The organism is Thermostichus sp. MS-CIW-26 (assembly GCF_054059115.1).
On record NZ_JBSSBV010000067.1, the window covers coordinates 1 to 10,689 of the forward strand.

Sequence of the window (10,689 nt, forward strand, 5' to 3'; positions counted from 1 at the left end):
GTCGGAAGCAGGAACCCGCCGAGACGACTGCGCAAGGAGCCATCCATGCGCAGCGTGGTAGGAATCTCCGGCCTTCAGGCCGGGGAGGATGTCAAGATTCCCGTTTGCGACAGCTTCAGCCCCTTTCTCAAAGGGAGAGAGGAGTTGAGGCGATGCACAGCCCGACTGGGAATGCTCCTCTTGGCTCAATTGGCTGATGAACCAGAATCCAGCCCCTGGAGTTGCTCCCACTGGGCGGGGGTAAAGGTGCGCAGGGCTAAAGCATGTAGGCGGCCATCCTGCAGGTAAGCTTTCAGGGCCTCATTCACCAGCCGGTGCTGTTTGATCAGGGGCAAGCCCTGGAATTGTTCCGCCACCACGATGGCCTGGAAATGATGGCCATCGCCGACAGTGTCTTCCACCTGCACCCTTGCGCCGGGTAGGGCAGCCCGTACCAATGCCTCAATTTCTCGTGGATCCATGCGCTGTTGTTCCCGTTGTCTCGTCGCGTCAGCGTTGCGGAGCAATAGTGTGTCCAAGCTCGAGATCCCGCCTTGGATCTCGACCTGCTCATTTACCCTAGACGGTTCCGGGGCAAAACGGGATCCCTTCCGGCCCACTGCAGGCGGTGGCCAGGCTGGGATGGCTCAGCACCAAGACCTCGGTGATGGGACCGCGTTTGTGGCCCTGGGCGTTGATGGCACGGCTGGCAGAGATGGTCTGGATGGGGTAATCCCGGTACAGTTCCCGCACAAAGGGGCAATCGGAATTGGAGAGCAGCACCTGCACGCCTCGGTCGGCCAATGTTCCAAACACTTCTTGCAGGCGGATCTGTTCCGCTTCGCCGAAGGCAAACCGGCTGTAGGCTGTGAAGCTACTGCTGGCAGAAAGGGGATAGTAAGGGGGATCCAAATAGACGAAATCTCCGGGTTCGGCCCGTTCTAGCACCTGCCAAAACGGCTGCACTGTGATCTCCACGCCTTGCAAAACTCGTGCCACGGCCCGTAGGTTCTCCGCGTCGCAAATGCGGGGATTACGGTAACGGCCCAAAGGGACATTGAACTCTCCCCGCGAGTTTTCCCGGTAGAGGCCATTAAAACAGGTCTTGTTCAGATACAGCAGGCGGGCAGCCCGTTGCGCCGGATCTTCAAATCGAGCCGCGCGGATGGTGTAGTAATAATCCCGGCTGTGGTGGGCTTGGTGGTGGCTGAGCAGGGCGATAAGCTCCTCTACGTGATCCCGCACGCAGCGATACACATTCACCAGCTCAGGGTTGATATCCGACAAAACAAAGTGTCGAGAACCCGATGGGATCCCTTGGGCCAGATGAAAAAAGACCGCTCCACCCCCCAAAAAGGGCTCGTGATAGGTGTTCCAGGCGCGAGGAAAAAAGGGTTCGTATTGGCTGAGCAGTTGCCCTTTTCCCCCTGCCCATTTTAGGAAGGGACGCGCTTTAACGGCTGGCTCCGCTGGGGTGGGTTCGCAGGAGTCGGGTACAGGGTTCCAGAGTTCTTCCCGCCGCAGGGCATGCCTACGTCCAAGAGAACAAGGGTGGGTCAGCGATCCGGATCCTCTTCCAGCAGCTTTTCTAGCGTCTCGATCCAATGCTCTAGCTCCTCCAGCGCCTGCAACACTCCCCCTGGGTCGCTCAGATCTGCCTGCAGCAGCTGGGTGGTTTCTTCCAAAGTCAGGGATCCGGGCGGGCTGGCCAACCAACGAAGGTAGTGGGGCAGAAAGTTGCGCGGAGAATCATGATAGCGGCGGTGACAGGCCAAGGCCACCAGGCTGGCAAGGCTAGCCTGATAGGCACTAAAGGGGTGGAGAAACAGCTCCGGCATCCCCACCCAGTAAAACTGGTGTTCCGGCAACAGTTCCACCGCATCTCCGCACAGCTCCTGACACAGCTTCAACCACTCTTCGCTCACCCAGGAGGAGTAGGTTACACCGTTTTCCCATTCGGGGATCCCCGACCGATAGAGAATCAGCTCCAGCCGACCGATCAAGCTCTGGTAAAACACCGCCTGCAACTGGGCTTCCAAATGGTGTATCAATAGGGCCTGGGCCAACTGGAGGCTGCCGGAGCGTTCCCGCCAGCGCTGCGGAGCAGTTTGCCCCTCTGGGTCGTAAAGAACAGGCCTGCCCATGCGAGGGGATCCCACTGCTGAGGCAACCAGGTGATCCAGGAGTATTTGCTGCAAAAAGACGGTGTGAGCCTGCACCCCCCACGCTCGCGGCAGCAGTGCGGAACTCCCCTGCATCTCCTCCAGATCCAGCCAAACTTGGGGATCCTCAGGCCGGAGCCGCCGGCTGAGGGTGGCAAGGGTCTTCAACAAGAGCTCGCTCCCGCCGGATCCCGTTTCTCCTGGTCTAGACGAGGACTCTGTTTCGCTGACGCGAGTGGGCTTGTCTGCCTCGGTTGCGATAGCGCCGACTTCCAGCAGCCAGGGTTTGGCCTGGGCAGCACACTCAGGGCAAAAGTCCCGCAAAGCAGCCCAGATTAGAGAGGTGGCCTCAGCAGGGGTCAGGGGTGGAACGGGATCCCGCCAGGGCGCACGCAAGTCGCAGATGCGAATGGAACGCCCCATGTTTCGGCTTTTGAGGCGGTAATAGTGCTGGAACAGGTCAAACCGATCGCGGATCCCTTCCAATAGGTTCTCCAAAAAGGTCTGAGTCAGGCCCTGGCGGGCCAGATACAGCTCGGCAGCAGAGTCATAGCCCCGCCATTGGGCCTCCCACAGGTGGTCGCGGATCAGGGTGCTGAGGATAAACCCACCCAGATCGGCATGGGCTTCTAGGTGTTGGACTAGCCGCTGGTAGGCCACCCAGCGGATCTCCGCGCTGGCGTGAGTTTGTAAGCTCTGCAGCTGGACAAGAGTGTGCTCTGGGAGCGCAGCAGGCGAGTTCAGGGTCACTTGCCACAACTGCCGCCAAGCTAACCTTCCTGTTGGGTACTGTTGGTGGAGCAGGCACTCCAGAGGCTCCGGTTGTTGGTGACCCCGCTGCTGCAGGAGGCGACACAAAAACTGGCGAAAGGGGCGCAGCTCCGGCTCGGCACAAGCAGCGGCCAAGGGATCCGAGGGCCGATCCTCTCGCTCCTGCGGCGTCTCAGCTGCGGGTTCGCCGAGGGGAACGGCGGTCAGGGATTGCAGTTCCAGGGGGAAAAACAACAGCTGGCTCTGCAGGGAGATGACCCGCTCCAGATTCCTCCAGCTGGGGTCTGCCTTCGTCCAGGCCATCTCTGGTTCGGCCTCAGCCGGGATCGCTGTTGGAAGGCTGCTGCTCTCGCAACCCTCGGCAAGATGGGCTGCCAGGGCGAGCGCCTGCGTCAGCTCCGACAACTCCTGCAGCGCCACCGCCAGCTCTGGCGGGCTGAGCTGGACCACCTGCCCCCGGTAGCGCTGGGCAAACTGCTGCACCTGCTCCTCCAGTTCATTCCAGGTTAGGGCGCGCTTTTTCCCAGAGCCAGAGAAACGCTCGAAAGGGGGTTCAGCAGCAGGAAAGACCACCGGCATCAGCCTCCTAGAGATGGGGTCGTCTCTCTGTTGGCTTGTCGGCAGAGGGGTGTGCCCGCCTTTTGACCTCTGCCAAAGGGCAAATGGCTGGGGAAATCTGGGTTGGAGGTGCAGGCTGCGATCAGAGGGATCCGGATCCCTGCTATCCCCCCCTGGGGGTTCCCATCCTGGTCAGAACATAGCCTCACCGCTGCTGTGCTGCGCAAAGGCGGCAGCAACAGCCAACCCAAGCCTGAGCCATTCGGCAAGCTCGGATCCGGGATCCCGCATTCATTAAAGACTGCGACTGCGAAAACCGACGTGCCTCCTTTGGGGCAGGAAAAACCTGAGATGATTGTGACATTCTCCTTGGGCAAATGCAGCCGGCAGCGTGGGGATCCCAATTTCGGCCAGGATACGTGTTGGGACAGAATAGGCCTGCGGCCACTTGTGCAAAGGGTAAAAGAACTATCCGAGGGAGGTGACTGCATTGTTTGCCCAAGTCACTGCTGCCGCTCTGCTGGGACTCCGGGCCGTGCAGGTTACGGTGGAGGTGGATGTGGGCGGTGGCTTGCCCCAGATCACCTTAGTGGGACTGCCCGATACTGCCGTTCAGGAGGCCAAAGAGCGAGTGCGGGCGGCGATCAAGAACTCCGGCTTTGCTTTACCCCAGCGGCGGATCATCGTCAACTTGGCCCCTGCCGATCTGCGCAAAGAGGGCCCCAGCTTCGATCTGCCCATTGCCATCGGGATCTTGGCGGCCTCCGGGGTGATCGAGGGGGAAGCGCTGGCCAACACCCTGATGGTGGGGGAATTGGCCCTAGACGGCACCCTACGCCCGGTGGCCGGGGTTCTGCCTATTGCCGCCAGCGCTGCCGAGATGGGGATCCGCCGCCTGGTGGTACCCCAGGAAAATGGGCCGGAAGGAGCGGTGGTGCAAGGGATCCAAGTGTATGGGCTGCCCTCCTTGGCGGCGGTGGTGAACTGGCTGCAGCACCCGAACGGGGTTAAGCCGATCCAGATCCAACCGCAACAGATGGTGTCGGCCAATTTGGAATCCCCTCTGGACTTGGCGGACGTAAAAGGACAAGAACACGCCCGGCGGGCCTTGGAGATAGCGGCAGCCGGCGGGCACAACCTGTTGCTGGTGGGCAGCCCGGGAGCGGGCAAGACCATGCTGGCGCGGCGACTGCCCGGCATTCTGCCCCAGCTGCAGTGGGAAGAGATGTTGGAGATCACCCGCATCTACTCGGCAGCCGGCCTGTTGCGGCAAAATCTCCACCTGGGTGGACAAACCGCCTTGATCACCCAGCGGCCCTTTCGCGCTCCCCACCATTCGGCTTCGGCAGTGGCGCTGGTGGGTGGCGGCCCCTACCCCAAGCCCGGGGAAATCTCGCTGGCCCACCATGGCATCCTCTACCTGGATGAGCTGACGGAGTTCCGGCGGGAGGTGTTAGAGGTGCTGCGCCAACCCCTGGAAGATGGCAAAGTCACCATCTCCCGCGCCCGCGTTTCCCTAGAGTTTCCCGCCCAAACCACCCTGGTGGCCTCCACCAACCCCTGTCCCTGCGGCTTCTACGGGGATCCCGTTCACCCCTGCACCTGTACGCCGCAACAGCGGGAGCGCTACTGGTCCAAACTTTCGGGGCCCCTGTTGGATCGCATCGACCTGCAGGTGCGGGTCAACCGCCTTAAGCCGGAAGAAATTGTCCGCGCCCAGGGCGGCGAATCTTCCCAAGCGGTGCGGCAACGGGTGGAACAAGCCCGGCAACGGCAGCGGCAGCGCTTTCAAAACGAGCCTGGGATCCACTGCAACGCCCAGATGCAATCCCGCCACCTGCGGCAGTGGTGCTCCCTTTCGGATCCCTGTCGCAAGCTCTTGGAAAGCGCCATCCAAAAGTTGGCCCTGTCTGCGCGGGGGAGCGACCGCATCCTCAAGGTGGCCCGCACCATCGCCGATCTCGAGGGCGCGGAGGCCATTGCCCCCACCCACATTGCCGAAGCGATTCAATACCGCAGCCTGGATCGCGCTCGGCTGTAAAGCCCAAGCGCTCGGCGCCGCTGACGCGACCACCCCCAGCCCCCCTCCCAGATAGGGTTTCCCTCACTGCCAGAGCTCCGGCCTGCCCTACGGGATCCCATCCCCTGTTTTGCTGGGAAAAAGCTGCCCCCCTTGCACCTGAAGGATTTGGGCGGCTTTGAGCCAGCCGGCGTCAAAGGATCCCAGGTGGGTGGTGGTAACCAAGGTTTGCACGCGCTCCTGAATGGCTTCCAAGAGTTGGTTTTGCCGGTGCAGATCCAGCTCTGCCAGCACATCGTCCAACAGCAGCAAGGGCGGATCCCTGACCACCTGCTCGATCAGCTCCAGCTCCGCCAATTTCAGAGCCAAAACCAGAGTGCGCTGCTGGCCTTGGGATCCATAGGCGCGGGCGGCAACTCCGTTAATGCACAGCTCCACTTCATCCCGATGGGGGCCCACCAGAGAGCTGCCCAGGGAGTGTTCGGCGGCGGCTTTGGCGCGGATCTCGGCCAAAAACTGGGCTTGGATCACTTCGGGGCTGGCCTGGGGATCCGGCAGGGGCACTTGGGGTCGATAGGTAAGGGTCAGGGTTTCCCGTCCACCGCTAATGACCCGGTGCCAGTGAGCAGCCAAAGGCTCCAGCCGTTGCAGCAGCCGGGCGCGGCGGCGCATAATTCGGCTACCGGTGGTGGCCAGTTGGGCATCCCAGAAGGCCATCTGCGAGAACTGAACGCCAGCAGCCGCTTGCGTTAGCGGGACAGAGTCCTTGGGATCCTGCTTCAAAAGGGCGTTGCGCTGCCTGAGGATCTGGCGATATTGCTCCACCAGGCCGAGATAAACCGGCTCCAGTTGCAGCAACACCCCGTCCAACCAATGGCGCCGCGTCTCCGGAGCGCCCCGCACCAGCTCCAGATCCAGGCTGGAGAACACCACGGCATTCACCTGTCCCAAAAAGTCCGCCTGGCGGCGCAGCACCTGCCCGTCCACCTTCAGGGATCGCCTGCCGCTGCTGCGCAGCTCCATCACCAGCTCGTGGGCCACCCCCAGCCGTTCCACCGTGGCGGCAATCCGCGCCTGCTGTTCTTCTTGATGCACCAGCTCCCGATCCCGAGCGGCCCGCCGCGAGCGCAAGGTGGCCAACAGCTCCACCGCTTCCAGCAGGTTGGTCTTGCCCTGGGCGTTCTCCCCCACCAGGATGGTTTTGGGCGCGTCAAAGGTGATCTCTTGATCCCGGTAGTTGCGAAAGTGGCGCAGGTGCAGAGAACGCAGGTACACTAAGGGCAGATGTAAAGACGCGATCAATATCTAACCAAGAACAGCCCCCGCTTTGGGGGCTTTCACTTTAACCCAACTGCAGCAGGGGCCAGAGAAGGTAGAGGGGTTAACCCCGAAGACTCAGCCAGCAGGGATCCCCTCTATCCCCAGTTCCGGGTAGGCCAGATCAGCGCCTGGTCAGGGTAGTCATCCCCCCGAGGCGCTCAGCCGCCAACAGGTGTAGGGCAGCGCGGGCGGCGTATCGGGCAGCTTTGCTACGGCTGTAGTCGGCGAAGGTATAGCTGCTGGGATCCGTACTTACGTCGCCCAGCAGGTTCTGCACTTGATTCTGCAGGTCAGAGACGCTGCCGGAGTTGATGTTGGCGAAGGCCATCTCCGCTTGCAGCCGGCTGAGGTGCTCCTGAGCCCGGAAAGGGGCCTCGAAGAAGGAAGGGCCAGGGCGGCCCATGAAACCCAGCTCCGCCTCATAGAGAACTTTGGCTGCTTTGGCTAAGTTTTCCGCTGCTTTGGCCTGCTCGCGGGCGGCGAAGAAGTTCCCCGCCTCAAGTGAGGCTTGGGCGTTGGTGAAGCTCTCCTGGCCGTGTTCCAAAAGGCGGGCAGCCTCTGGGGAAGACCCCCGCTGAGAGAGGAAGCTGGCTTCGGCCAGGTGTCGCTGCGCCTTAGCCAGATCGCGGCTGGCTGGCTCAAGATCCCACGGGCGCTGCCAAGTTGGCTGTACCTGAAGGGGAGCTGTGGCTTCAGGAGCAGAGCGTCTGCCCCGCTGGGCTTGCGCCGGGGATCCCAGCACCAGGGGGGTGAGCAGAACCAAAATCGGCAGAGAACAACCCAGAGCGCGAGCAAAAGAGGAACGAATCGTCATTGGTCATAGACTCCAATCGACAGGACAAGCCGGTTTGGGTTATCGCGGCTCATCTTGAGAATGGCGGAGAAAAATGACGTGAAGATGACAAGGGCAGCTCTACCGTAAATATCGATCCCTCTCCCACTTGGCTGGCCACTCGCAGGGATCCCCGATGGGCGGTGACGATCTGCTGGGCCAAGGCCAGGCCCAGACCGAACCCACCCGTATGGCGAGCACGGGTTTCATCCACCCGGTAAAACCGCTCAAACAGATGGGGCAGATGCTCGGGGGGAATGCCAATGCCTGTATCCTTGACGTGGAGGTAAGCGCGCTGGCGCTGGCTTTCCAGGCTCACCTGCACTGTGCCGCCTGCAGGGGTGTACTGCAGGGCATTGCGCAGTAGGTTCTCGATGGCCTGCCGCAGCAGGGCAGCGTTCCCCCGCACAAGCCAACCCCCAGAAAGATCCGTCTCAGGCAGGTGGCATTGCCAGTGAAGGCCAAGGGCCTCAGCTTGGGGGCGGTATTGCTCGCTCAGCTCCTGCAACAGCGCTCCCAAATTCAGAAGCGGCAGATCCTCCAGGGGCAGGGATCCCTGCTGGCGGGCCAACTGCAGCAAGGTATCGATCAGCACGCTGAGGCGGCGGGCACCGCTCACCACCTTTTCCAGGCGAGGTTGAGCTTGTTCCGGGGCCAGCAGAGCCATTTGAGCATTGCTCATCAGGGCGGCCAGGGGGGCGCGCAACTCGTGGGAAGCATCGGCAGTGAAGCGTTGCAACTGCTTGTAGGAGCGACGAATCGGCTGCATCGCCAGCCCCCCCAAGATCCAGCCGGCCCCGCCGATCAACGCCAGCGTCAGCGGGATCCCGATCCCCAACCCCCAGCGCAAGCGACCCAGGGTAAGTTGCAGCGGTTCCAGGGGCACCGCCAGTTGCAAGTAGCCCAGTAGCTTTTCCTCCTGCTGCACCGGCAGCGTGAGCTGGCGCAACAGTAAGCCGCTCTCTCCTTCCACCGTTTGGAAACCCAGTTGGAGATGGTGAGGCGGGCCATCCAAGTCAAACAGCTCCAGAGGAGGCCGGGATCCCGTGTACTGGCGCAGGGATCCCAAGCTTTCCCTTCCGGTGCCGGGAGCAGGATCGAACCAGCGCACATAGGCCAAGTGATGGTCGAGGGGTTGGGTTTTCCCCCCCAAAAAGGGCACCTCGTTCAACACCAACCGCCACTGCCCCTGGCGCAGCTCGTACTTAATGGCTGCCGCCATGATCCCGGCCTGAACCTGCAGCTCCTCGTCAAAAGCCTGCAACTGGTTCTCCACTTCCAAGCGGTAGAAGACGGCGGCAAACACCAGCAGGATCCCCCCCATGACCCCGGCAAAGCTGCGGGCCAAGCGACGGCGGCTGTGGTGAAACACCAGGGATCCCGTCCCTCTTGTCGCAGCCTTCTGCCCCAGGTGCGGCTGAAGGGGGTGTGCCAGGGAAACCCAGTTCCAGCCCAGCCATGGGAGAGAATGCTTGTGTTCAGCTCTTTTCACCTGATACATTCACGCTGAACTCTCCTGAACATGGTTCAGGAAAGAAGCGATCGCATCCTGCCTATCTCTGAGCAGGAAGGCGGTATCCCGCAAAGCCCTGAGGAATACCCCCCGAGCGCTTTCCCCCTTCACTTCCCGGCAACCGTTGCGGTGGACTCAAGGATCAGGGGGAAACTTGGTCTACTATATCCCTCTCAATGACTTTTGCCAAACCGCCTAAAGCTCAGTAAATTCAGCAAAGTTCAGGGTTTTGGGGGTTAGAGGCATGCTCCATCGCCACCCCCTAGAAACTGCTTTCATGGGTTCTCTTCTGGAGAGGCTATGCGCAGCCGGTACCCCTGGCCATACACCGATTCCAGCCAATCTTGGGCCTCCACCTCTTTTAACCGTAGCCGCAACCGCCGCACCAACGCAGCCACGGCATTGCTCTCCGGCTCACAGCCCCATTCCCACACCGCCTGCTCGATCTGGCCCCGACTGAGCACCTGGTTGGGATGGCGCATCAGGTATTCCATCAATTGAAACTCCTTGCCCGAAAGCTGTACCTGCCTCCCCTGCCGCTCTAGGGTCAGGCTGGCCAAGTGCAAGTGCAGGGATCCCAGGCTGAGGCTGTCTCCTTGCCATTGGGGGGAACGGCGTCCCAAAGCCCGCACCCGTGCCAGCAGCTCCACCAGATCCACCGGCTTGACCAAATAGTCGTCCGCCCCCGCATCCAACCCCTGCACCACATCCGATGTTGCGTCTTTGGCAGTTAACATCAGCACCGGCGCACATCCCCCCGATTGGCGGTATTGCCGACAGAGCTGGATCCCGCTTGGCCCCGGCAGCATCCAATCCAAAATCAGGAGATCATAGGCTTTCTCCTCCATCAGCCAGGCAGCCATCTCCCCTTCCTTGGCACAGTCAACCACGTGGCCGCACTTGGACAGGGCAGCCTGTAAAGGCTCCAACTGTTCCGGGTCGTCCTCCACCAGCAAAATTCGCATCGTCCTGTGCGCCGTTGACCAAGACGGCCAGTTCCCACTGCCCAGGCTAGGATGGATCACGGAAATAGCCCTCTGCAAGGGAGAGAACAACGGTGGGGTGGCCCAAAATCCATCGGTGGCAAGATCTAGGGTTTGATTTTTGGCTGGTGCTGCCCTTGGCAGGGCTTCTTTTTGTGGCGGGGGGAGAGTGGGTGACGGGCCAAGCGCTGAGCCGCCCTCGCCGGCTAGAGCAACCTTTGGCGATTCGCAGCCAGCAACAAGCCACCTTGGCTCTGGATATTCTTTCCATTCAGGCGGAGATCCGCCGCTCCCGTGGCTACACCAAGGTGGAGGTGACTACCACCAATCCCCACCTGCGCAAGCTGGAATTTGAATTTCCACAACTGGATCCAGACCAGGTGTCGGCTCAGATTGCCCAAGAGCTTGGCCTTGCTCCCGAGCAAGTGCAGCGCCTGACCCGCTATAGCTTGGACTAGAGAGCATGACTCTAGTCAATAATAAGCTCAACTATACTGAAAATAATGTATAATATGTTCAGTACGGATTACTACCAGTTGATCTTTCTGTTT

Annotated in this window: 9 protein-coding genes; 2 read left to right on the forward strand and 7 right to left on the reverse strand. The window is 61.1% G+C overall.

Annotation, left to right across the window (positions count from 1 at the left end; translation table 11 throughout):
- Positions 1-185: 185 nt before the first annotated feature.
- The 3 genes from ACVWZU_RS13660 to ACVWZU_RS13670 all read right to left on the reverse strand — a co-directional run bounded on the left by ACVWZU_RS13660 (position 186) and on the right by ACVWZU_RS13670 (position 3,491).
- Positions 186-461: a BolA family protein gene (locus ACVWZU_RS13660; RefSeq protein ID WP_011434256.1), complete on the reverse strand. Its 276-nt coding sequence runs from the start codon at positions 459-461 to the stop codon at positions 186-188.
- A gap of 97 nt (positions 462-558) precedes the next feature.
- Positions 559-1,584 (reverse strand): DNA adenine methylase, encoded by a 1,026-nt coding sequence (locus tag ACVWZU_RS13665; RefSeq protein ID WP_457445441.1) that lies wholly within the window; start codon positions 1,582-1,584, stop codon positions 559-561.
- Entirely contained in the window at positions 1,536-3,491 is a 1,956-nt protein-coding gene (locus ACVWZU_RS13670) for a peptidase M3 (RefSeq protein WP_457445443.1), read from the reverse strand. The genes ACVWZU_RS13665 and ACVWZU_RS13670 overlap by 49 nt, the downstream gene beginning before the upstream one ends.
- Positions 3,492-3,960: 469 nt before the next feature.
- Between ACVWZU_RS13670 and ACVWZU_RS13675 the strand changes: the two genes are divergently transcribed.
- Complete coding sequence (locus ACVWZU_RS13675) at positions 3,961-5,511, forward strand: YifB family Mg chelatase-like AAA ATPase (protein WP_457445449.1); 1,551 nt, start codon at positions 3,961-3,963, stop codon at positions 5,509-5,511.
- 87 nt (positions 5,512-5,598) lie between these two features.
- Here ACVWZU_RS13675 and recF read toward each other — a convergent pair whose 3' ends face one another.
- The 4 genes from recF to rppA all read right to left on the reverse strand — a co-directional run bounded on the left by recF (position 5,599) and on the right by rppA (position 10,120).
- Complete coding sequence (gene recF / locus ACVWZU_RS13680) at positions 5,599-6,765, reverse strand: DNA replication/repair protein RecF (protein WP_457445451.1); 1,167 nt, start codon at positions 6,763-6,765, stop codon at positions 5,599-5,601.
- A 166-nt stretch (positions 6,766-6,931) separates the two neighbouring features.
- Entirely contained in the window at positions 6,932-7,624 is a 693-nt protein-coding gene (locus tag ACVWZU_RS13685; protein WP_457445445.1) for a DNA-binding protein, read from the reverse strand.
- Positions 7,625-7,673: 49 nt separating this feature from the next.
- Complete coding sequence (locus ACVWZU_RS13690) at positions 7,674-9,143, reverse strand: sensor histidine kinase (protein ID WP_457445447.1); 1,470 nt, start codon at positions 9,141-9,143, stop codon at positions 7,674-7,676.
- 287 nt (positions 9,144-9,430) lie between these two features.
- The gene (rppA, locus tag ACVWZU_RS13695) at positions 9,431-10,120 is read right to left on the reverse strand and encodes a two-component system response regulator RppA (RefSeq protein WP_414355523.1); all 690 of its coding nucleotides are present in this window, start codon (positions 10,118-10,120) and stop codon (positions 9,431-9,433) included.
- Positions 10,121-10,212: 92 nt separating this feature from the next.
- Between rppA and ACVWZU_RS13700 the strand changes: the two genes are divergently transcribed.
- Positions 10,213-10,596, forward strand: a complete 384-nt coding sequence (locus ACVWZU_RS13700; RefSeq protein WP_011434266.1) for a hypothetical protein — start codon at positions 10,213-10,215, stop codon at positions 10,594-10,596.
- Positions 10,597-10,689 lie beyond the last annotated feature (93 nt).